This window comes from Neobacillus cucumis (assembly GCF_016908975.1).
In the GTDB taxonomy this organism is placed as follows: domain Bacteria; phylum Bacillota; class Bacilli; order Bacillales; family Cytobacillaceae; genus Neobacillus; species Neobacillus cucumis.
Genome location: NZ_JAFBEX010000039.1, coordinates 1 through 22465, shown reverse-complemented (window position 1 = coordinate 22465; position 22465 = coordinate 1). Strand labels below are relative to the sequence as shown.

Annotated in this window: 19 protein-coding genes and 12 tRNA genes; 4 read left to right on the top strand and 27 right to left on the bottom strand. The window is 38.2% G+C overall.

What is annotated here, in order from left to right; translation table 11 throughout:
- Positions 1-137: 137 nt before the first annotated feature.
- Entirely contained in the window at positions 138-1115 is a 978-nt protein-coding gene (locus tag JOC76_RS28070) for a ring-cleaving dioxygenase (RefSeq protein ID WP_205182077.1), read from the top strand.
- 68 nt (positions 1116-1183) lie between these two features.
- Here JOC76_RS28070 and JOC76_RS28065 read toward each other — a convergent pair whose 3' ends face one another.
- The 5 genes from JOC76_RS28065 to JOC76_RS28045 form a co-directional block, all read right to left on the bottom strand.
- A complete protein-coding gene (locus tag JOC76_RS28065) occupies positions 1184-1504 on the bottom strand; it encodes a PTS sugar transporter subunit IIA (protein WP_205182076.1) in 321 nt (106 codons plus the stop codon).
- Positions 1505-1522: 18 nt separating this feature from the next.
- Positions 1523-2857, bottom strand: coding sequence for a PTS sugar transporter subunit IIC (locus tag JOC76_RS28060; protein WP_205182075.1), 1335 nt, complete (start codon positions 2855-2857; stop codon positions 1523-1525).
- A gap of 20 nt (positions 2858-2877) precedes the next feature.
- Positions 2878-3210, bottom strand: coding sequence for a PTS sugar transporter subunit IIB (locus JOC76_RS28055; protein WP_307784781.1), 333 nt, complete (start codon positions 3208-3210; stop codon positions 2878-2880).
- A gap of 136 nt (positions 3211-3346) precedes the next feature.
- The gene (locus JOC76_RS28050; RefSeq protein ID WP_205182073.1) at positions 3347-5275 is read right to left on the bottom strand and encodes a BglG family transcription antiterminator; all 1929 of its coding nucleotides are present in this window, start codon (positions 5273-5275) and stop codon (positions 3347-3349) included.
- 266 nt (positions 5276-5541) lie between these two features.
- Positions 5542-6318, bottom strand: coding sequence for a GTP cyclohydrolase II (locus JOC76_RS28045; protein ID WP_205182072.1), 777 nt, complete (start codon positions 6316-6318; stop codon positions 5542-5544).
- Positions 6319-6656: 338 nt separating this feature from the next.
- On the opposite strand from JOC76_RS28045, the gene JOC76_RS28040 reads away from it, so the two are divergent.
- Positions 6657-6956 (top strand): hypothetical protein, encoded by a 300-nt coding sequence (locus tag JOC76_RS28040; protein WP_205182071.1) that lies wholly within the window; start codon positions 6657-6659, stop codon positions 6954-6956.
- Positions 6957-7032: 76 nt separating this feature from the next.
- On the opposite strand, the gene JOC76_RS28035 is transcribed toward JOC76_RS28040, so the two are convergent.
- Positions 7033-7755 (bottom strand): DsbA family oxidoreductase, encoded by a 723-nt coding sequence (locus tag JOC76_RS28035; protein ID WP_205182070.1) that lies wholly within the window; start codon positions 7753-7755, stop codon positions 7033-7035.
- Positions 7756-8014: 259 nt separating this feature from the next.
- Between JOC76_RS28035 and JOC76_RS28030 the strand changes: the two genes are divergently transcribed.
- Positions 8015-8731 carry a hypothetical protein gene (locus JOC76_RS28030; RefSeq protein WP_205182069.1) on the top strand — a complete coding sequence of 239 codons (717 nt, stop codon included), beginning with the start codon at positions 8015-8017 and terminating at the stop codon, positions 8729-8731.
- A 90-nt stretch (positions 8732-8821) separates the two neighbouring features.
- Here JOC76_RS28030 and JOC76_RS28025 read toward each other — a convergent pair whose 3' ends face one another.
- From JOC76_RS28025 to JOC76_RS27975, 11 genes are all read right to left on the bottom strand, one after another.
- Entirely contained in the window at positions 8822-9010 is a 189-nt protein-coding gene (locus JOC76_RS28025) for a hypothetical protein (protein ID WP_205182068.1), read from the bottom strand.
- A 22-nt stretch (positions 9011-9032) separates the two neighbouring features.
- Complete coding sequence (locus JOC76_RS28020; RefSeq protein WP_205182067.1) at positions 9033-9893, bottom strand: deoxyribonuclease IV; 861 nt, start codon at positions 9891-9893, stop codon at positions 9033-9035.
- 93 nt (positions 9894-9986) lie between these two features.
- Positions 9987-11444 carry a D-alanyl-D-alanine carboxypeptidase/D-alanyl-D-alanine endopeptidase gene (dacB, locus tag JOC76_RS28015; RefSeq protein WP_372442021.1) on the bottom strand — a complete coding sequence of 486 codons (1458 nt, stop codon included), beginning with the start codon at positions 11442-11444 and terminating at the stop codon, positions 9987-9989.
- 127 nt (positions 11445-11571) lie between these two features.
- Positions 11572-14148 carry a DEAD/DEAH box helicase gene (locus JOC76_RS28010; RefSeq protein WP_205182065.1) on the bottom strand — a complete coding sequence of 859 codons (2577 nt, stop codon included), beginning with the start codon at positions 14146-14148 and terminating at the stop codon, positions 11572-11574.
- Between the two features lie 380 nt (positions 14149-14528).
- Positions 14529-14720: a YbxH family protein gene (locus JOC76_RS28005; RefSeq protein WP_205182064.1), complete on the bottom strand. Its 192-nt coding sequence runs from the start codon at positions 14718-14720 to the stop codon at positions 14529-14531.
- Between the two features lie 270 nt (positions 14721-14990).
- Positions 14991-17660: a pyruvate, phosphate dikinase gene (gene ppdK, locus JOC76_RS28000; protein ID WP_205182063.1), complete on the bottom strand. Its 2670-nt coding sequence runs from the start codon at positions 17658-17660 to the stop codon at positions 14991-14993.
- 2 nt (positions 17661-17662) lie between these two features.
- A complete protein-coding gene (locus JOC76_RS27995; protein ID WP_205182062.1) occupies positions 17663-18478 on the bottom strand; it encodes a pyruvate, water dikinase regulatory protein in 816 nt (271 codons plus the stop codon).
- 17 nt (positions 18479-18495) lie between these two features.
- Positions 18496-19137 carry a transcriptional regulator CcpN gene (gene ccpN, locus JOC76_RS27990; protein ID WP_239558052.1) on the bottom strand — a complete coding sequence of 214 codons (642 nt, stop codon included), beginning with the start codon at positions 19135-19137 and terminating at the stop codon, positions 18496-18498.
- A 213-nt stretch (positions 19138-19350) separates the two neighbouring features.
- On the bottom strand, positions 19351-20160 hold the full coding sequence (locus tag JOC76_RS27985) for an Fpg/Nei family DNA glycosylase (RefSeq protein WP_205182060.1): 810 nt from the start codon (positions 20158-20160) through the stop codon (positions 19351-19353).
- A 114-nt stretch (positions 20161-20274) separates the two neighbouring features.
- A tRNA-Ile gene (locus JOC76_RS27980) sits at positions 20275-20348 on the bottom strand.
- A gap of 7 nt (positions 20349-20355) precedes the next feature.
- Positions 20356-20429 (bottom strand) — tRNA-Gly (locus JOC76_RS27975).
- Between the two features lie 286 nt (positions 20430-20715).
- On the opposite strand from JOC76_RS27975, the gene JOC76_RS27970 reads away from it, so the two are divergent.
- Positions 20716-21204 (top strand): cysteine dioxygenase, encoded by a 489-nt coding sequence (locus JOC76_RS27970; protein ID WP_205182059.1) that lies wholly within the window; start codon positions 20716-20718, stop codon positions 21202-21204.
- A gap of 247 nt (positions 21205-21451) precedes the next feature.
- Here JOC76_RS27970 and JOC76_RS27965 read toward each other — a convergent pair.
- From JOC76_RS27965 to JOC76_RS27920, 10 genes are all read right to left on the bottom strand, one after another.
- Positions 21452-21533 (bottom strand) — tRNA-Leu (locus JOC76_RS27965).
- Positions 21534-21552: 19 nt separating this feature from the next.
- Positions 21553-21626: transfer RNA gene (locus JOC76_RS27960), tRNA-Trp, on the bottom strand.
- 5 nt (positions 21627-21631) lie between these two features.
- Positions 21632-21716, bottom strand: a tRNA-Tyr gene (locus JOC76_RS27955).
- Between the two features lie 26 nt (positions 21717-21742).
- Positions 21743-21819: transfer RNA gene (locus JOC76_RS27950), tRNA-Asp, on the bottom strand.
- A gap of 19 nt (positions 21820-21838) precedes the next feature.
- A tRNA-Ser gene (locus JOC76_RS27945) sits at positions 21839-21931 on the bottom strand.
- Between the two features lie 15 nt (positions 21932-21946).
- A tRNA-Met gene (locus tag JOC76_RS27940) sits at positions 21947-22023 on the bottom strand.
- Between the two features lie 23 nt (positions 22024-22046).
- Positions 22047-22122, bottom strand: a tRNA-Ala gene (locus tag JOC76_RS27935).
- A 17-nt stretch (positions 22123-22139) separates the two neighbouring features.
- A tRNA-Pro gene (locus JOC76_RS27930) sits at positions 22140-22216 on the bottom strand.
- Between the two features lie 62 nt (positions 22217-22278).
- Positions 22279-22367 (bottom strand) — tRNA-Leu (locus JOC76_RS27925).
- Between the two features lie 4 nt (positions 22368-22371).
- Positions 22372-22446: transfer RNA gene (locus JOC76_RS27920), tRNA-Gly, on the bottom strand.
- Positions 22447-22465 lie beyond the last annotated feature (19 nt).

Sequence of the window (22465 nt, the reverse complement as noted above, 5' to 3'; positions counted from 1 at the left end):
CAATTATTTGACACTGATTATTATCAATGTTATATTTATCTTGAATTAGAGATAAATTAAATCAAGATAATTTGTTGTAGATTGGTTTATCCATGATATGGAATACTACAAATAATTAAATATAAGGGAGCTAGTATATGAATCATTTAAAAGGAATTCACCATGTAACTGCGATCACTAGCAGCGCTGAAAAAAATTATCAATTTTTTACGTATGTTTTAGGAATGCGTCTGGTAAAGAAAACCGTCAATCAAGATGATATCCAAACCTACCACTTATTCTTTGCGGATGATAACGGCAGTCCTGGTACAGATATGACGTTTTTTGATTTTCCAGGAATCCCCAAAGGGGTACATGGCACAAATGAAATTTTTAAAACTTCCTTCCGGGTACCTAGTGATACGGCTTTAGAGTACTGGGTTAAGCGGTTTGACCGCTTAGAAGTCAAACATACTGGCATAAAAGAACAATTTGGAAAAAATACATTATCTTTCGTGGATTTTGATGATCAACAATATCAGTTAATTTCAGATGAAAATAATGAGGGCGTGGCAGCAGGGACCCCATGGCAAAAGGGACCGATCCCTTTAGAATATGCAATTACGGGACTGGGACCAATTTTTGTCCGAGTTGCGAATTTTGATTATTTTAAAGAAATGATGGAAAAAGTCCTCATGTTTAAGGAAATTGCTCACGAAGGACCATTTCATTTATTTGAAGTAGGGGAAGGCGGCAATGGGGCCCAGGTGGTTGTCGAATATAACGCCATACTGCCTCCTGCACGTCAAGGTTTTGGTACCGTCCACCATGCAGCCTTCCGCGTAGAGGATCGCTCCGTATTAGAGGAATGGATTAGTCGGATGGAAGGCTTTGGGTTCAACACATCAGGTTTTGTAGACCGCTATTTCTTTGGTTCTTTATACGCTCGTGTAGCACCGCAAATTTTATTCGAGTTTGCTACAGACGGTCCTGGTTTTATGGGTGACGAGCCTTATGAAACTCTGGGGGAGAAGTTATCCTTACCACCATTCCTCGAGCCAAAACGTGAACAAATTGAAAAGTATGTCCGTCCTATTGATACAGTTAGAAGTACCATAGAATTCATAAAAGAATAACATGAAAAAGACAAAAGGCAATGATTTTCATGTAAAAATCATTGCCTTTTTTTATATAATAGACCTCTCTAATTGATAGACTTTTCTTTTCTTAATTCAATAATTTCAATTGCCATGTCCTTTACAGTCATTGCTGTCATTAAATGATCTTGAGCATGGACAAGTAAGATAGGAATGTCATACTTGTCGCCACCCGCTTCTCTCTGGATTAATTGTGTTTGGAACTTATGAGCTTGTAATAACTCATTCTCTGATTCCTTAATTTTTTGATCTGCCTGCTCATAATCTTTATTTCTAGCATCCTGCAATGCTTCCATAGCAAGGCTTCTCGCGTTGCCACTGTGCAATATTAGTTGAAAGGAAATGGAGTAAAGTTCCTCTTTATTCATGTTATTTGCCCCTTTTCCTTACATGTTTATTGTTTTGGAAGAAACATTATCATTACTTTTTAACTTTTTTGACTCTATACGTTCTACTGCATATACAAAAGGCAGGTAAATACAGATCGATACCCCAAGATTCACAATTGATAGTACAGCTCCAGAAATGTGTCCGCCAGTGGCTAAGAAACCGTTTATTCCTACGGGTGTAACCCATGGGATATTTGCAACAACAGGATGGACAAGTCCCGAACTGATGGCAAGATAAGAAATAGTTGTCAAAATAACAGGGGTTGCGATAAAGGGTATTAACCAGATTGGATTTAGAACAATTGGCACACCAAAGATTACTGGTTCGTTAATCTGGAATATCGCTGGCGGCATACCTAGTGCCACCATTTGCTTTTGACGTCGTCGTGCAACCAGAAGCATAGAAATCAATAATCCAATTGTTGCACCGGAACCGCCAAGGTTTACAAAAGCGTCATAGAAGTTACCAGCTAAAACATGGTACTGATGGTAATCTGTTACACCCTTAGCATATAAATTAATATTGTCGGTTCCAAGTTTTTGAAGCAATGGTGCCTTAATACCGTCAAGAATATTGTCACCATGAATCCCAATTGACCAAAATAAATGAATTAGTAAAGTAATTAGGATAGCAAATGGTAATGAATCTGCTGCAGCACTTAACGGTGAAACAAGTACTTTTCCTAACCAATCATTAAAATAAACATCATGTGTTAAATGACGAAAAATGACTCCGAATAAGCCTATAATGAAAATGGTAAGCATACCTGGAATCAATTTCGCAAATGATCGTGCAACCGCTGGTGGAACACCATCAGGCAGTTTAATCTCTATCTTTTTAACTCTTGATAATCTAACAAATATTTCTGTTGCGGCCAAAGAGACAATAATTCCAGTAAACAAGGCAGTTGCTCCGAAATAATTTGTATTAATCAAGCCCCAAATAGGAGCTTTAACACCATCAACGGCAGCAGATTGAGGAATTAAGATAAAAAATGCTGCCCCCGCCACAAACATTGCTTCAAAACCGTCATCTCCATAAGATTTGGCTAAACGATAGGCAATTCCGAATACAGAAAAAACGGAAAGGAAGGCCATGGTCCCCCACCAGATATCACCACCGAGAACGGTCCAGTTTTTACCGAAAATTGCCTCCATCATAGTTCCCCATGGTTTGAAAATGCCCCCGATGTTATTAAATAACACAGCAAAAGAACCAACCATCGTTATCGCAAGCATTCCAACCAATGTGTCACGAATCGCTAATAAGTGACGGTTGTTTCCGAATTTCATAGCATATGGCAAAATATATTTTTCTATAAAACTCATCATGGTTTTAAATCCCCCTTTATTTAAAATAAATAATTACTAGATTCATTTTTCGGGTTTTTTTGAAACAATTCTTCGGCAAAAAGCAGAATCGCCTCTCCATTACATAGACCATAATCAGTTTGTTCCATGACAGCAACAGGGATTCCTTGATCTTCGACCATTTTTTGTAATTTAGTGAGTATATATCTAAGCTGTGGTGCTATCAGTACAACATCAAAATCTTTTAAAAAATGTTCAGCACTGTCCTGATCCATTGCTTTTACATAGTCACTTTTCCCCTTTTTTAAAACTGCGGCCTGTATACTTCTGGCAATAAGACTTGTGGACATTCCTCCTGCACAGCATAGTAAAATATTTATAATTGATCACCCCTGCCCTGTTAAGACCCTATTAAACCTCCACAACTATTAACTAAATAGTAATATGAAAACGTTTTCAACTAAACATAAAAAATTTCCGCGATAAGGCGGAAATTTATGTGACAAGTTCCTAATTAATCATCAATTTTTCTAAAAATTCTTCAGTGTTTTCTGCTTGTATCAGATTTTGGACTTTTTCCCTATCATTCAATAAACCATAAAGATAATCATATAGATCTTGCAAATCTTCCTTGTTGCTTTTTTTGATACTGAACAAGCACACAAATTGAACGGGTACAGTCCCCCATATAATTGGTTTTTTTAGTGTACAAAAGGCCAAAAAGGTCTGTGAACTTACATTTTTGAGCGGGTGGGGCAGGGCCACTAAGTTACCAAAGGCAGTTGGAGAAAAGTCCTCCCTCTTTTTAACTTCCTGTTCAAATTGGCTGTCGGCTAATCCCATCTCAACCGTTTTGCTGCTTAGGAATTCAATAACTTCCTCTCTAGTTGATAAGGTGCTTTGGAGAAATAAAAGTTCTTTTCGAATAATAGAGCACAACAATGAATGGTTGTCTTTTTGAAAAAATGTTTTTTGAATCCGTTCGAGATCAGGATAGCTTAAAATATGATTTACCACAATTACGGGTATTGATGTTTCCAAGTTTGTTGAAATAGTTGAGATAATAAAATCAATATCTGGAGGGATAAGATAGTTTTTCCATTCATAATATCCAATAGTATCAACTATTTCTAATAAACTGCCAAAATAATCCCTCAATTTAAATTTCAATAAAACCGCGCTTCCTTTTCCTGTCCCACATACGATCACACAGCGCTTTGGATTACTTGTTCCATTTCTTCGTTCTATCGCAGTCTGTAAATGAATGGCAATATATCCGGTCTCATCTTTATTTACCGTCAACTCAAATTCTTTTTCTAATACTGACACTGCCGAAACAGCTGCTTCAAAGGCAAGAGGAAAGTGAGTAAGTATATCCTGAATTAATGGATTTTTAACTCTTAAGCCTAATAATAAACGTGTTACTGAATGATATAGATGAACCTTTAAATTGTTTTTTAATTCTTGGTCATGTCTAAGATCCACCCCCATTTCCTCATATAAATGGTCAAGCATTCTGACAATTAATCCATTTACTTTTTCTTCCTCAAGAAATACCCTGTCATCTGAGGATAATCTATTACCGATAAGATGGATGGTTAAATATAATTTTTCGCCTTCAGAAAAAACGATATTAAATAATTTAGATATATAAGTAGATAGTTGATTAATAATCTCAAACTCTTCAGATTTGCGTATCTGATCACTAGGTAAATGAAGATTACTAATTTCCATTCCCATTTGTATCCGTTTTACACTCACCAACAAATGAATGATAACGTTTTCAAATCCTAAATCACTGACAGTGATTCCTTCTGCTGATAGCAGTTTGAGTACTACATTCTCTAACATTTCAATTTCAGTTGCGGAAAAATAAGAGTGAATAAATGAGGCACTTCCCAAAAGGGGCATCTCTGCTTTTCGGTGAAAAAAGAAATCTGATATGCAGGCTCTTCGCTTTAATTCTTCTCCCATTATGATTAAACCGTAATTCGGGCGAATTCTTAAAGAAAGATTATAAGAACGAAGGCGTTCCTTTACCTCTCTTAAAATTTTCGTTAAACTGGACCTGCTAATATAAAGTTCATCAGCAAGAGCATCTGCCTTTAGATAGTCATTAGTCATTAACAGCCTTTGTATAACATAAATAATACGTTCTTCGTTTTCCTGCGGAACTGTTAGTGTAATCGGTTCATTACTGTACAGCTGTTTTTGTAATGTTGAAAAAGCAGCCTCATTTGTTATATTCAATTGATAGCCGTTTCGTGTTGACCTTATATATGCACCCATGGATTCAAGGTAATCGTTTAGCGCTTTCATGTCACTTCTTAATGTTCTCGTTGACACTCCAATAAACTCAGCAAGCTTTTCTCCTTTTAAACTTTCTAATTCTATTGAAAGTTTTCTTAAAATATCAATCTGCCTTTGGTGTAAATACAATTTACGAATCCTCCCTATTATCTGAGGCAATTTAGAAAGTACTATTGTTAAATTAATAGTATCTTGATACTATTAATTTGTCTATACAAATACCTTTTTTTAATTAGACATATGTTTTATTCATTTCATAGCAATATACTAATTCTTTCACTAGCCCCTTATTTTTCCAAGTAAAAAAAACATATGCATTCAAGCATATGTTTAAAAGGAAGAGGATTTATATTGTGGTACTTTTTATTAGCTCGATACTCTTAACATTCGAAGCCTTAATCATTACAACAAGTCCCCTCATCATTTATGTGACCAGACTTGTTTATTTTTGTTTTCAAATATTTCTCGTTATATTCTGAAATATCCCCCCATATTGACTCTCTTCCTGAAACTTCAAGGCCAGCATTTTTTAATGCTTGAAGTTTTTTGGGATTGTTTGTGATAAGCGTAACTGGTTTAGAGCGTAATGCTTTAAGGACAAGAATCGCATCGCCATAATTTCTAGAATCATCCACAAAACCGAGCGCTTCATTAGCCTCCACTGTGTCGTAGCCGTTCTCTTGTAAGATATAAGCCATCGCTTTACTAAAAAGACCAATCCCTCTGCCCTCATGATTGGCTAAATAAAATAAGGCACCCATCCCGTGGTCGACAATCATTTTCATGGATTGTTTTAATTGGAAGCCGCAATCGCAACGCTTACTTCCAAATATATCTCCTGTATGGCAGATGGAATGAAAACGGAGAATTGCATCTTCTCCATATTCAAAGTCCCCATATGCTAGAACGCTGGATTGTTGGAGCTCTGCTAAGTTTACCGAAGATAATTTATCGATGATTATCTGATAATCCTCTGTTGCTTCATCGCAGTTTAGCCAACAATACCATTTAAATACAACGGTTTCACCATACAAATTTACTGGTAAGCGAATGGGACCAACCAAATAGATAGCGCCTTTTTCCGTTTTAATTAATTGGATTTTATCTTCTAAGACTGAAATCACTTTCGGATTGAGTGTTTTTTTCAAATATAGGCACTCCTTTTTTAACATAGTATTTACTAAATATGGGTTGGCATTCTTGGAAGATTTCACTAAATGGAGAATATTTAGCTAACCGATTTCAAATTTGTATTTTTTTTAATTGAACTGTTGTTTTGTATTGAATATAAGCCTTAATGTATTATACTAAGACTATTTTAACTTATTTTTCCATTTGGTGTCAGGCACCATTTCCACTATTGTCACCTTTTTTTCTTAATAGTAGGCTTTTGTCCCAAACATAGAAGTCTTTGATACGTAAATTAGTAAAAGAAAAGTGAGGTTAGGAAGGCAAATTTATCTTGTGGTTTAGTTACTTTCTTCTCTTGCTTGTAAGGAGGTGCAACAATATGAGTGAATCTTCGACAGGAGGATATCAAACTGGAGCAACAGAGGTACGAGGGGGAGACTTTTGGGATTTGATGTTGTTTGGGTCCCTTGGGCATGATCACGAGTCTTCTTCGTCTTCGTCTTCGTCTTCTGAGATTAACGAATCGAACCAATTACCATCAACGAATGCAACTGTAGAACCTACCGTTCGCTGTACGTATTCAAAATGGAAAGACTCTGATAATGGGAATACCCAAACTAGATTTTGTTGGCTCGATGGAAACATGTGGGAGTTTCAAATTAGAAGAAGGCACAGGTAAACGAGGTATCACCACAAAAATGGGAAAGGAATATATTAGCCCTTTCCCATTTTTGTATTTGATAGATAAAACTATTTTACTCTTTTTCTGGAATGACACAGTTCCCTTCAGTACAACTAACATCCTGTTCCGTTGAGAGATCCTGGAACAATGGTTTTGGAGCTTCTTCTTCCCAAACCTTTTCTAAAGCACCCCTAAATGTCTCGAGCGGCTGTGCTCCGGAGATCGCATATTTTGAATTAATAACAAAATAAGGCACGCCACTAATTTGGTACTGCTGTGCTATTGCCTCGTCCGCTCGTACTTCATTGGCAAAAGCCGTTTTGTCTTGTATTACCGATAAAACTTCTTGACGGTCAAGACCTGAGTCTTCCGCAATGTCAGCTAATGTATCTGCATCCCCAATATGTTTCGCCTCAGTAAAGTAGGCCTGCAATAATTTTTCAGAAACGACTGCTGCTTTCCCTTTCGTTTGAGCAAACTTTGCTAGACGGTGGGCATCGAATGTATTTGTTGGCTTCATCTCATCAAAATTATATGTTAATCCAACTGTTGCAGCCTGTTGACCAACATTATGATTGGCTTGTTTTGCTTGCTCAACACTCATACGATATTTTTTGGCAAGTACTTCATGAATACTTTCTCCATTATAATGGGGTGTATTTGGGTCAAGTTCGAAGGCCTTGAATTCAACCTCTACCTGATCTTTATGTGGAAACTGATCTAACGCCAATTCTAAGCGGCGCTTTCCAATATAACAAAACGGACATACATAGTCTGACCAAACTTCAATTTTCATTTCTACACCTCGTTTTTCGTTGCTTAGGTACATAGTATCATAACAAAGTTAAAAACCAATAGAATGTGCTCACCAAGTTTTCAATTTATTATCTATTTTTTTTTCTACGGTTCTGTAAACCCTGCTGGGACGCTAGACTTTTTATGAACTAATTATTATCCGTAAGATTTTGAGTTGAATTTTTAATAACCACTTTAAACATAAATAACGTAAATTTGGAAACAATAACCTTGATAACCTAGAGAGGATGGGATGTTTGATGTCGTTAGAATGGTTTGACAGAGTTTGTGCTGAATTGCAAGATCACCTAGAGTCTATTTGTGAAGAATACGATCAAGTTGGTCAAATGACAATTGAAAGAGCTGCCAAACATCCAAGGATTGAGTTCTTTGTTGATACAGCAGATGTTGACACAGAGGAACTCGACCGTGATTATTTCTGCACCCTTTTCTTCGATCCGCAGAATGAAGAGTTTTACGTCGATAGCTTTGATGTCGACAGTGGACACACGGCGAAAATCATCCTTTCAGATATTGAGGAGATTATTGATGAAGTGCATGCAAGTCTTCATGACTACATCAACGGAGATGACCACTATACCGACGATGGAGTTTATCTTCAGTCAGAGGAAGATTTCGATGAAGAAGACTGTGAGACAGTTAATGACGACATTGAAGTCGAGTATTATGAGGCCGAACAAGTTAACGACGATGATATTTTTGAGGAAATTGATGTGGACTGGTCTACACCTGAAGTGACTGCTTTCAAACACGAGGATGAAGTGGAAGTCACTTATCAGTTTGGTGTGGTGCAAGAGACAGGTGATGGAGTTCTAAAACGAGTGAACCGAATATGGACGACTGATGATGAGCTGATTAAGGACGAATCCCACTTTATTTTCAGCAAAGAAGAAGCATCCACAATCATCGCGATGATCGCCAGTCATATGGATCAATTAAGCGAGTTTGATTTTTAAATAAAATAAGCTAAAACGCATGGATGCCATGCGTTTTTTATTTTTAATAATATAGAATTAAGTTAATTAGAGATCTTCTACCTTCGGAGTTTAATCAATTGTATAATCAATTTGAATCAAATCCCAGGCAGTAATGATTCCTAAGGGAACTTCATCTATTTTCCCGTTTTCAGTAATAATTACGCCTTCGATTTTACGTTTCTTTTTATATGCTTTTTCAAAAATATTTTCTATTTCAAAAATATTTCCCTCAATATAAAGACTATTTAATATATTCATTATTTTTATAGTAAAATTAATGCTAAAAATTTTCAAGAATCGACTTTTCCCATTTTTGTTTTAGCATTTCAATTTCCTTTCTGTGACTAATCCCTTCATCATCATGTGTCTCTAAGATCAACGGGATTCCTGCCAAAACCAGTGATTTAACAAGATGTTTCAATTGATCCGCGTTGATATATCCATTGCTGCTGTTGAAAATATTGGCATGGCGATCTTTTTTGAAACCTGTTGGATACTTAGAGTTATTTAAGTGAATCACCTTTAATTGTTCACAATACCCTAAACTCTTACCCTTTTCAATTAGCTCCTCCGTATTTTCCCCATTCCAGAGACCACTTGCAAATGCATGGCAAGTGTCCAAGCAAAAACCAATTTTCTCAGGATACTCACATAGGTTTCGAATTTGAACGAGTTCTTCGAGGGTTGTCCCAAGTGCGCCTTTTGTCCCGGCATTATTTTCCAAGAGGATCAGAGAGCTTCCTTTCCACTTGCTAAGGACACAGTTAAGTATTCCTAACATTAAATGGTAGCTAGCAAGCGGGTCTGTCTTACTAATTTGACTGCCAAAAAGGACAACCACGCCAATGGATCCGCAGGCCTCTGTAATTTCTAAATCATTAAGAAGAGAGGCAATTGTTAAATCGTGTTTTTCTACTGACGGTGTTATGCTCGTGGAATAAGAGGTATGAGCAACTGAATAAAGCTGATGTTTTAGACAAAAATCCTTACAGCTTTTAGCATCTTCTTGATTGAATTCCTTGATTGTAAGACTTCTTGGGTTTTTCGGAAAATATTGAAAAGCGGATGCCTGATTAGCAACCGCTCGTTTTGCTGCACCTAGATAACCATCTCTTATGCTAACATGACTACCGAAGATCATAGATTAAACCCTTCCCATCCGTACCTTTATAATAAATTATATTTTTTACAGCTGCTGCAGTATCAATGAACAACAGGTTAGTGATTTCATAGATCATTGATTAGCTAAAATAGTCACGAGGGCATCCTCAACTTTTTTCCCTTTTGTTTCATCCAGCATATTATTTAACAGGATAGAGAATATCAAGGTTTGTCCCGTTCTTGTGATTACATATCCACTTAATGAACTAACGGTAGAGAGTGTACCCGTTTTCGCTTTGACTTTTCCTGCTATACTTGGATCTTTAAGGCGTTTTCTTAACGAACCGCCCACCATTTTTTCCGGATTACCAGCTACAGGAAGTGCGTTTAAATAAGCAGGAAACCATTTTTCCCTCTGTACTAAAAATAATAACTGCGAAAGTTGATTAGCAGGGATACTATTTACATGGGAAATTCCGGAGCCATCCCTTATCACCATCGTCTTTGGATTTACCCCTAACTTCGCCACTTCCGATTTCATAACAGATAATCCCTTCTCCCAGCTGCCTTCTCCTTTTTTTACCTTACCCATTTCCTTAATCAACATTTCAGCATGGACATTATTACTGAGTTTCATAAAAGGCACAAGCAAATCAAATAACGGCATCGATTGATGTTTGGTTAGTAGTTTTGCTTGTTTAGGGACTATACCCGTTTTTATTTTTCCTGTTATCGTAATCCCATGTTCTGCTAATGCTTGTCTAAAAAGGGTTGCTGCAAAAAGGGTTGGTTCCCATACACCAATCCATTCCTTTGTTTCTTTGGCTTTAAATGGCAGAGTTCCTTCAATCGTTACTGTATTTTTTGAGTGTTCCCGTTCAATCTTTATCTTATTTTTGCCGTCTTTGGCAACTGTTACAGCATGGTTAATCATTTTTACATAATTGCTTTTTGGAGTAACCGTTACTTTTACCTTCTCACCGATCCTCGTTCCAGGTTTCACCTTTATCTTGATAGAACCTGAATCATAGTCTTTTGTTGGAGACACAGTTAGGGCAGAAATTTGGGCACCGTAATAGGCGGTTTCATCACTCCACGGCATATCGAGTGAATAGCGAACATGATCGTAGTGGGAATCATCTGCTACCAAATTACCTTTAATTTTTTTTACACCGAGTCTTTCAATCGCCATTGCCATACTCTCAAAATCTTTTTTTAGTACCGTAGGATCACCATTACCTTTTAAATAGAGATTCCCATGGATTGATTTTTTGAGCTCTGTTGCATTTGTATATAATTCTGTTGAGAAGGTATAATTTTCTCCCAAGACGTTGAGAGCAGCAGCCGCAGTTAGCAGTTTCATGTTAGAAGCAGGTTGTAATCGGACATCTCCCTGATAATCGTACAAGATGGTACCATTTTGGGCTGATCTAACACTAATTCCGGCAATTGCACCTTGAAGTGTTGGGTCTTTCATAATGACTTGATTTAGTTGCTGAGTTAAATTTTGATAACCTGTCGTTGCATTAACTTGGGTATAAGGTAAAAAAGTGCAAAACAGCGATATAAAGATGGTAATCGGATATTTAATAAAATGAATCAAACCATTCCCAACCTTCCCTTTTTTTAAGATTGTCTCCCAAAAATGGTGGTTTAGACATAGTAAAACCGAGTTCATCCTAAGAACTCGGCTTTAACTTCTTAATATAATAAGTTATTTAATATTCATCACCATATCGATATCTCCTGTATTTAGCCGCATGACAGGCGTCACAGGTGGGAAATGAATGGTCCCATGGTAAATTTTTGCCGCAGGACTTGCATTTTTTCACAAATTTTCGGATATCCGTTTTCAGGCGGTCTTGAACAAAATCACTTACTTCCTCGCGAAGACGCTCCCAGTAAATAGCTTCCGTACGTTGGTCTAATCTATATAAAAATAAAAGATGCAGACCAATGGCTTTATAGCTTAATTCCAATTCCTCCAGGCTTCGCTCCTTTATCATTGGTTCCGGCAAATCCTGACCATGAATCAGGGCATACATCTTGTCCTCCCATTGCCGAGTTAACACCGGTTCATTTTTCGAAAAAGGCAGATGCAAAAAGCCATATAAGTCCATTAAAGAAAGGCGGGCTTCTATCTCAGTCCCTGCAATCAATTGGTAAAGAGATTTTTCTTCTGACAATGAGGCTTTTTTTGTACCCTTGGGACTTTCAAATTTATCCCAAAGTTCAAAAAATGTCCCTAAGTCTCGATAATAACGCTGGAATCGCTCAAAAACAGAATTGGTAGGAGCGATCGCAAAGGTATGGACTGGTTCATCTTCTTGTAAAAGCAAATTTCGCATTTTCTTTATATCACTCACGAAAGCTACTTTCCCCACATCGTAAATCCCTTTTCGACCTGCTCGACCGGCAATCTGCTTCACTTCTTGTGAAGTTAATAATCTTCTTCTCGTTCCATCGAACTTATCATTTTCAAGAAAAACCACCCGGCGAATCGGCAAGTTTAATCCCATCCCAATGGCATCTGTCGCCACAATGACCTTGGTTTTTCCTGCATTAAACTGTTCAATTTGCTTTTTCCTCGTTTCCGGAGGCATACTGCCATAAATCATACTAACCGAATGACCATCACTTTGCAGTCTTGAAGCAGTTTCGAGTACCCGTCTTCTTGAAAAACAAATTAAGGCATCGCCCTTTTTAACGTGTTTAATATTGAATTCCTTCTTTTCCACTTCAAGCGGGGTATCCCGATTATATTCGTGAATTTCAATATCCGCATCGCCTAATAATTGCTGAACCATCGTCCTTGAATTTCTACTACCAATGATATGAACCTCTCTGGCATTAGCCTTTGTTATGGCTTTATACCAAGAAAAACCGCGATCCTTATCGGTCAACATTTGTGCCTCGTCAATTACAATGACATCATAATAATCTTTTTCATGAAACATTTCGACAGTACAAGAGATATGCTGTGCATCTGAGACTATTTTTTCTTCTTCCCCTGTTTTCAATGAACATGGTGTACCTTCTGCATTCAATTTATCAAAAACCTCAAGTGCTAGTAGTCGAAGCGGGGCTAAATATAAACCGCTGCCTGCCTCTTTCATTTTTTCTAGTGCATGATGGGTCTTACCAGTATTTGTTTCCCCAATATGAAGAACATAACGGACATTTCGTCTTAAGGAAGGGTCGTACTCCTCCCCAAAAATATCCTGCATCATTTGTTCTTCTGCTTCTTTCCTTCGCTTCTGCTCCTCCTCTTCTGCCTTTTGCTTGATTTCTCGTTCCTGATAATCTTTTTCGAAGATTTCTCTATGGATGTCCTCATTAAAAGGCACGTCTGCTAATTTTAATAAATCGATTAGATATTCTTGTTGAATGTCTTCAATAAAATAACTCTCTACATCGTATAATGACTGTGTAATACTCCCTTTGACGAAGGAAGCGGATAATTTTTCATGAAAGGTTTCAAAAAAATCATCTTTCAAATCATCGGGCAGCTGCTCAAGTACCTTCTGAGGAATTAGCTCTGAAAGATAATCAGATATTAACCCTTCATAGACAAAAAAATAAGTTTGATATTCATAAAAGCTTCTTCCCCAATGTAAGGTTTTATGAATATCACCCGTGAGTTCCTCAAAGAAGGTCCCAACTGTCGTATAAGCGGAAGGATTGAATGCTCCCTGATCAACTAATTTCTCCTCTAAGGCAAAGGTATCCACGGATTGAAACTTCACATTATTCTTTATATCTGCTGCCAGTTGTTTCGCTACAAAGTAGCGCACATTTAAATATATGAAATCATATTGTTCCTCCATGATCCCAGCAGCGAAATCCTCGATTTCAGTTTGAATGGCTACTTTTTGCCCTTCTAGTTTTTTCAATTGCTCCCGCTTGTAGAGATTTTCTTTCGCATCATAATACCGGTTCTCCCACTTTTCCTTTTGACCTTCGAATTGTTCTCTAATCCATTCCATCGCATCAAACGGTAAATAGCCCCTCATTTCATCACGAAAAAGCTTATTGAGCAGCTTTCGGTCAATCCCTTGTACTTCAAATCCTTGTTCACTTAAAAATTGCTTTTTTTCATTTTTAGAAATATCGTTAGTGACTTTATTCAACCATACATTGATCCAGATTTGCTCACTGTAATGACCTCGATCGGCTAAATATTGTTCAAAAGACGGCAGTGACTCTTTTGTTTCTAAGTACCTGTCAATGTCTTCGAAGATTTTCACTTTCGTTTGTTCAATTGCTTGAGGGTAAATTATCGTTAATTTATTCATTATTAATCCCTCCCTGATAAAATTGATTTTCTTTTTTTCTTAAAGTTATGTATAATGTGAGTATAGATATTCGTATAGTAAAAAAGACCGAGCATGACGATAAAAAATGGCTCGGTCATGCAATAGCAGTTTCCCTAATGGGAACGACGTTACGGAAATAATCCACCGCTTCTGCTTGCCGGCTCAAGGGTGGATTATTTTTTTCTGTGGAAGGACAGAACTGTGACAATGAGACTAGCAAATGATAAGCTAAACATCAAAGCCTGAAAAACTGTCAAAAGCATCACCCCCTTTCTGGCAGGAGATGCCGTCCACCCTTGAGAAAACTATTCTATTGCATGTTCATTATAGCATTAAACAAAATGACGAACAAGTGTTCTTTAAATATTATGTTTATGACAGTAATGGTCGACTAATTCCTCGATTTGATCTAGTTCAGGAAATTTTCCGGAAAATTGAAATTTAATTTCTTCGATAAACTTCTCGTGGTTATATACATGGATTGCTCCATTCTGTTGAATGACACTATATTCTGGTACAAACCGGTATCCACCGCGTTCAATTGCTCCCATCATTAAGCCCCTTTTCAAATTTTGATAATAGTATAAGCAGAAAATAAGGAGATTATCATGTCCAGAATTCGTTCTATATTTTCTATTGTCTCATTTTCCGCGAGTAATGGATTATTTTTTTTAGATTTTGGTTAATTTTTAACCAGGTTTGGCTGATTTTTTGAATTAATGGCTCATTTTTTAAGATTTACGGCTATTTTTACATAATATTCCAAATTATCCTTCTAAAAAAGGATGTGTAACAATGTACACATCCTTTTTCTGACTTTATTAAGCTGTTGTAAAAACTTCTTTATTGTTTAATTCATGACGAATGGTAGCCTGAGCGGCTGCTAAACGGGCAAGTGGCACACGGTATGGTGAGCAGCTAACGTAGTCTAAGCCCGTTCTATAGCAGAAATCAATGGAACTTTTCTCACCGCCATGTTCACCGCAAATGCCGGTCTTTAAAGATGGATTTGTCGCACGACCAAGTTTTACACCGGTTTCGACCAATCTTCCTACCCCGTCTTGATCAAGGACGGCAAACGGATTTTCAGGAAGCACTTTATTTTCAATATAGGCTTGAAGGAATTTCCCTTCCGCATCATCACGGCTAAAGCCGAAGGTCGTTTGCGTTAAATCGTTCGTACCAAAAGAGAAAAAGTCCGCTTCTTCAGCAATTTGGTCAGCAGTTAAAGCCGCACGTGGAATTTCAATCATCGTACCAATAGTATAATCAAATTTTTTCCCGGTTTCTTGCTGGACTAATAAAGCCGCATCAATCACCAATTGACGCATTTGCTTTAGTTCATTAACATGGCCGACTAAAGGAATCATAATTTCTGGCTTAACTTCCATTCCTTTTTCCGCGAGCTTTGCCGCTGCGTAAAAGATTGCTTTTGCCTGCATTTCATAAATCTCAGGATAAATCATTCCTAATCGGCAGCCACGGTGCCCTAGCATAGGATTAAATTCATCTAAATGACGGACTTTTTTAAGCAATTGTTCTTTTTTCTTAAGTTCAAATGATTGTGGGTCCGTAATTTGAAGCTTGGTTACTTCGACTAAAAGTTCCTCTTTATCTGGCAAAAATTCATGGAGCGGCGGGTCCAGTAAACGGATCGTTACCGGAAAGCCTTGCATTGCTTCAAATATCCCCTCAAAATCACCTTGCTGCATTGGCAGCAGCTGGCTAAGTGCTTCCATTCTTTCTCCATAATTTTCAGCAAGGATCATCTTTTGAACAATTGGGATTCGCTTAAAATCCATAAACATATGCTCTGTACGGCATAAGCCAATACCACCAGCCCCAAATTCAAAGGATTTCTTAGCATCTTCAGGATTATCAGCATTGGCACGGACACCAATTTTCCGCTCTTGATCAGCCCAAGTTAACAGAAGCTGGAACTCATCAGAAAGTTCTGGATCAATCATTGGAATTTCTCCAAGCATAATCTCACCTGTGGAACCGTCGATAGTAATAATGTCACCATATTTCACAACTGTTTGCCCAACCGAGAATTGTTTGGCTCTTAAATCAATTTTTAACGCCTCACATCCACAGATACAAGCCTTCCCCATCCCTCGTGCTACAACGGCGGCATGGCTGGTCATCCCTCCGCGGCTAGTTAAAATCGCCTGAGATGCAATAATGCCATGAATATCGTCTGGAGTTGTTTCCGGTCTTACTAAAATCACTCTCTTCCCATCATTCCCCAAGCTTTCCGCTTCATCAGCATCGAAAACTACTTGGCCAGTCGCTGCCCCAGGTGATGCCGGTAATCCTTTCGCTAAAATATTCTTTTCAAATTTGTCATCAATCCGGCGGTGCAGCAGTTGATTGAGTTGGTCCGGATCTACGCGTAATAACGCCGTCTTTATATCAATAATCCCTTCTTCAACCATTTCTACTGCAATTCTAATCGCCGCCTGGGCTGTTCTTTTTCCATTCCTTGTTTGTAGAATGAAGAGCTTCCCTCGTTCAACCGTAAATTCAATATCTTGCATTTCTAAATAATGCTGTTCAAGAATTTTACATGTATCAGTAAATTGCTTGTACACGGAAGGCATTTCGTCTTGTAATGTTGCAATCGGCTGCGGGGTCCGGATACCGGCGACTACATCTTCACCTTGAGCGTTAATTAAGTATTCCCCGTATAGTATGTGCTCACCGGTTGAAGGATTTCTTGTGAACGCTACACCTGTACCTGAATCATTACCCATATTACCAAACACCATACTTTGAATATTAACAGCTGTACCAAGATGGTCAGGGATTTTATTTAAGCGCCGGTAAACGATGGCGCGCTGATTGTTCCAAGAATTAAAGACAGCGTTAATGGCTAGGAAAAGCTGGTCCTTTGGTGTCTGTGGGAATTCTTTTCTCGTATGTTTTTTAACAATTTTTTTATATCCGTCTATAACTTCTTTCCAATCTTCTGCTGTCATTTCTGGATCAGTGGAGTAGCCCTTCTCTTCCCGCGTCTCTTCTAAAAATTGCTCGAAGTAAAAGGTATCAATTTCTAAAACTACATTACTAAACATTTGAATGAAACGACGGTATGAATCATAAGCAAAACGAGGATTATTGGTTAATATAGCTAGCCCTTCAACTGTTTCATCGTTCATGCCAAGGTTCAAAATAGTATCCATCATCCCTGGCATCGAAAAAACGGAGCCTGATCGTACCGAAACCAGTAGAGGATTCTCAGGATCCCCTAGTTTTTTACCCATTTTATCTTCTAGACGGCTTAGAGCTTCTAATGTTTGTTTTTCGACATTTGACGGAATCGATTTATTAGATTCATAGTAAGCATTACAAGCTTGGGTTGTAATCGTAAAACCAAATGGTACGGGTAGTCCAATTCTAGTCATTTCTGCTAGATTAGCTCCTTTTCCACCTAGTAAATCTCTCATACTTCCATTACCCTCATGAAATAAGTAAACAAATTTCTCCATCTTTAAAAGCTCCTCTCTTTTTTTAAGACCTCTAGAATTAAGCCTGCTGTTTCTTCTACTGCTTTATTTGAAACATCAATGACAGGGCATCCAACCCTCTTCATGATTTTTTCCGCATGATCGAGTTCTTTTAAAATCCTTTCAAAACTGGCGTAGTTTGCCCTTGAAGCCAATCCTAACGCTTTAAGTCGTTCTATTCGGATTTCATTTAATTTATTAGGTGAAATAACGAGCCCAATACAATTCTTTCTTGGTACTTGAAACAACTCATCAGGGGGCTGAACTTCTGGAACCAATGGAACATTGGCTACCTTAAACCGCTGATGTGCCAAGTACATGGACAGCGGAGTTTTAGAAGTCCGCGAAACACCTATAAGTACAATATCAGCCTTTGTGATTCCTCTTGGGTCTCGTCCGTCATCGTACTTTACGGCAAATTCAATTGCTTCTATTTTACGGAAGTATTCCTCATCTAGTTTTCTCATTAATCCGGGACGATGGTGTGGCTCTTTATTAAATTTAGAAACAAATGCATTCATCAATGGACCTAGTAAATCCACCGCCATAATCCCTTCTTCAGCTGCCCGACGGTCTAAATACTCTTTTAAAGTGGGCACAACGATGGTATAAGCGATGATGGAATTGGCTTTAATCGCTAATAAGATGACATCCTCAATATCTTCAAAATCCTCCACATAGGAATTGCGGCGTATATCCACTTGTCCCCCATTAAACTGTGTTGCCACCGCCTTTACTACGAACTCAGCCGTTTCTCCAACCGAGTCGGATACCACATATACTACTTCTTTCTGTGCCAAAATAATCAGCCACTCCCTTAATCTGATTTTTCCTCCATCATTTCTAAATATGCCCGTGTGATTGTGGTTTTGGTAATTCTCCCCACTAACAAATATGTATTCTCTTGCCCGTCGACATCCCGTACAACAGGAAGGGAATCAATGTGATTTTGAATCATTTTTTTGGCTGCCTCGAGCAAAGACTCTTCCGGACTTATGGTGATAATATTCGGCATCCTAGTCATAATAACGCTTACAGGCAATTCAGATAGATTACTATTTCCTAGTGATGCTCTTAGCAAATCTTTTCTAGAAATGACTCCTGCTAAATGCCCCTCAGAATTTACAGCATAAAGTGTTCCGACATCTTCTAAAAAAAGTTGAACGATAGCGTCATATACAGATATCGATTTTCCCACTACAATGGGATGTGCTTTATAATTATTGACCTTTTGTTGGAGGTACTTCTCGGCAGTACGCTTCACCTTAAAATTTTCATTATAAAAATAACCAACACGCGGTCTGGCATCTATATTTCCTGACATAGTTAAGATAGCAAGATCTGGTCTTAGGGCTGCCCTTGATAATGACAGCTTATCTGCAATCTCTTTCCCCGTTATGGGCCCATTTTGTTTTACAATCTCCAGGATCTCATCCTGCCGCTTTGAAAGTTTTATCATTACCACCCCTTTTATGCTTATTTATATACTATTAAAGATGTATTTCTTTAATTGTGCTATACTTATTTTTATATAGTATATAACATTAATCAGTAAAAGGGAACCATTATTTCTATAAATTTTATCTTTCGTTCCATATTGGAACAAATGTAAAAAGACCCAAGAGAATAGATTTCCTTCCCTTGAGTCTTTTCATATAGAATAAAATGTCTATTATTTTTGGCAATTAGGACAATAGTATGTTTTTCGTGACGAGATTAGTTCCATAACAATTGTTGTCCTACATCGTTTACAGGGCTGTCCTTCCCGATCATAAACTTGGCACCTATCATTAAACCCACCAGTTAACATGTCACCCTTAAAGACGGGATTATCCATATATCCACCGTACTTAATGCCATCTTGAAGAATAAGCTGCATGGAATTATAGAGCTTGCCCCGAGCCTCTTCATTCATATCATCAATATCTCTTGTTGGTCTAATTCCTGTATGAAAACAAATCTCAGCTGAGTAGCAGTTCCCGATACCTGCAATAAATGATTGATCGAGGAGTGTGGTTTTTAACCTTCCATGTTTGCTACCTATCCTGTTTAAAAACTCATTAATAGTAAATTCCGGATTTAAAGGTTCTGGTCCTAGGTCTGCGAGTTTTTCCTCTGTTTGATTCTGATGATAAAGATGCAGATACCCCAGCCGCAAACCGATAAAATAAAGATGTTTTTGTCCAAATGACAATCGGACTTGGATCGTTCGGTCAGGTTTTTCCGAGTCAGTACCGAAAAACATCCATCCCCCCAACATTAAGTGTAATAATAGAGTTTGCTCATTTTGCAGCTGAAAAAGAAGATGTTTGCCCCTTCTTTTAATATCAATAATTTTCTGATTCTGCACTGTTTTTTTGAAGAGGTCTGGATGAATGTTAATGGATTTCTCACGATTTATTTGTACATCTGTAATCACTTCATTCATTAATTTCACTTTTAAAAGGTTTTTATAGTTTTCCATTTCTGGGAGCTCAGGCATGTTTTAATCTCCTCCCTTAAATTTGATTTTAGTATTCTTCCCAAATTTGAGTATGAAATGAAAAGAACACAAAAAAACCGAGCAGAAAACTGCTCGGTTTTATACATATATGAATGGGCCTAAATGGACTCGAACCATCGACCTCACGCTTATCAGGCGTGCGCTCTAACCAGCTGAGCTATAGGCCCTTAATTTTGGAGCGGGTGATGGGAATCGAACCCACTACATCAGCTTGGAAGGCTGAGGTTTTACCAGTAAACTACACCCGCATTAATTAATGTTGAATAAGACCATTATAATTATGCCTTAGATTGTTTGGAATGTCAATATTAAAATAACGTATTATTTGGCTGCGAAACTTTGGTTAATTACGCATCCTCTAAACCGGAAGGAGGTGCTCCAATAATAAAGTATTTTACTTTTTCTTATAATATTATTTTTACTTTTTAGGCGAAAGCCCTCGCCTATCTTATTATAGGTAAATATCCTGTTCAGAAAGGTATTACTAATGATTTCTTTACACAACTTTTGTACTTATAAGAGGAGGAAATAAATATGAACCTACTTGCTTGCATTCATCAACATTTAGGTGGTCTTACAACCCCTACACTAAATGAATTGGGAGATGCATTAAAAAGAATCTCCGACGCTTCAAAAAATATTGCCCCATATATTAAGGAGCCAAACCAGTACCCTTATGGCCGCCATGTTATTTATAAGAACGATGTGTTAGAGGTTATTGTCATTAATCTTCCTCCTGATAAGGAAACAGCCATCCATGATCACGGTGAATCCATTGGGTGCGCAATGGTTTTAGAAGGAGAAGTACTCAACACGATTTATCACTTAAATGAACACAAAATTGAACGATCATCCTCCTATCTCGTCCAACATGGGGAGTGCTTTTTCTCTAAGCCAGGGCTTATCCATAAATTGACTAATTCTCAATCCGAACGCATGATTTCACTCCATGTTTATTCACCACCACTTCAAAATATGGCTACCTTTCAAGAACAAGGAAACTATAACCAATCTGTTAGTTGATATTCCTCGGTTATATCTTAGGAAAGGAGGAGGAAAAAATTCTAAAAAAGCTTCTTGATCTGTTTATTTTTTCTAACTATCTTTGTTTCTTCCTCCGTTTGAAAACCTCTTCTTGCCGTAAATTCTTCTAAGCATCAGATTATACGCGTACGTTTTTTGGCATTTTGATTCTTATGCTATGAACCAAAAAAGACTCCCAACAAATGTTGAAAGTCTAGATTTATAAGGATTCTTACCTTATTTATGATACCGATGGTCGGGGTCGAACCGACACTCCTCACGGAACACGATTTTGAGTCGTGCGCGTCTGCCAATTCCGCCACATCGGCAAATTTAAAAATAACTATATGGCAGGGGCAGTAGGAATCGAACCCACACTGAAGGTTTTGGAGACCTTAGTTCTACCTTTAAACTATGCCCCTAAAGATGGTGGAGGGGGACGGATTCGAACCGCCGAACCCTGAGGGAGCGGATTTACAGTCCGCCGCGTTTAGCCACTTCGCTACCCCTCCACGAAAATAAGGAAAATTTATTTAAATGGCGGTCTGGACGGGACTCGAACCCGCGACCTCCTGCGTGACAGGCAGGCATTCTAACCAACTGAACTACCAGACCAAACATAATGAAACATAAATGGCGGAGGAAGAGGGATTCGAACCCCCGCGCGGTTTAACCCGCCTGTCGGTTTTCAAGACCGATCCCTTCAGCCGGACTTGGGTATTCCTCCGTAAAAATAACTATATGGTAGCGGCGGAGGGGATCGAACCCCCGACCTTACGGGTATGAACCGTACGCTCTAGCCAGCTGAGCTACACCGCCATAATATTATTTAAAAATGTAATTGGTGGAGTCTAGGGGGATCGAACCCCTGACCTCCTGCGTGCAAAGCAGGCGCTCTCCCAGCTGAGCTAAGACCCCATTATATAAAATCTAACTGGTCGGGAAGACAGGATTCGAACCTGCGACCCCTTGGTCCCAAACCAAGTGCTCTACCAAGCTGAGCTACTTCCCGAAATTTCGAACGTTATTTTGCTTTCGCAAAAAACTTTGTTTATTTTACTTCGTAAAAAAACTTGGTGCCGAGGACCGGAATCGAACCGGTACGGTAGTCACCTACCGCAGGATTTTAAGTCCTGTGCGTCTGCCAGTTCCGCCACCCCGGCAAGTTGGAGCGGAAGACGGGATTCGAACCCGCGACCCCCACCTTGGCAAGGTGGTGTTCTACCACTGAACTACTTCCGCATATATGGTAAGTTATTTT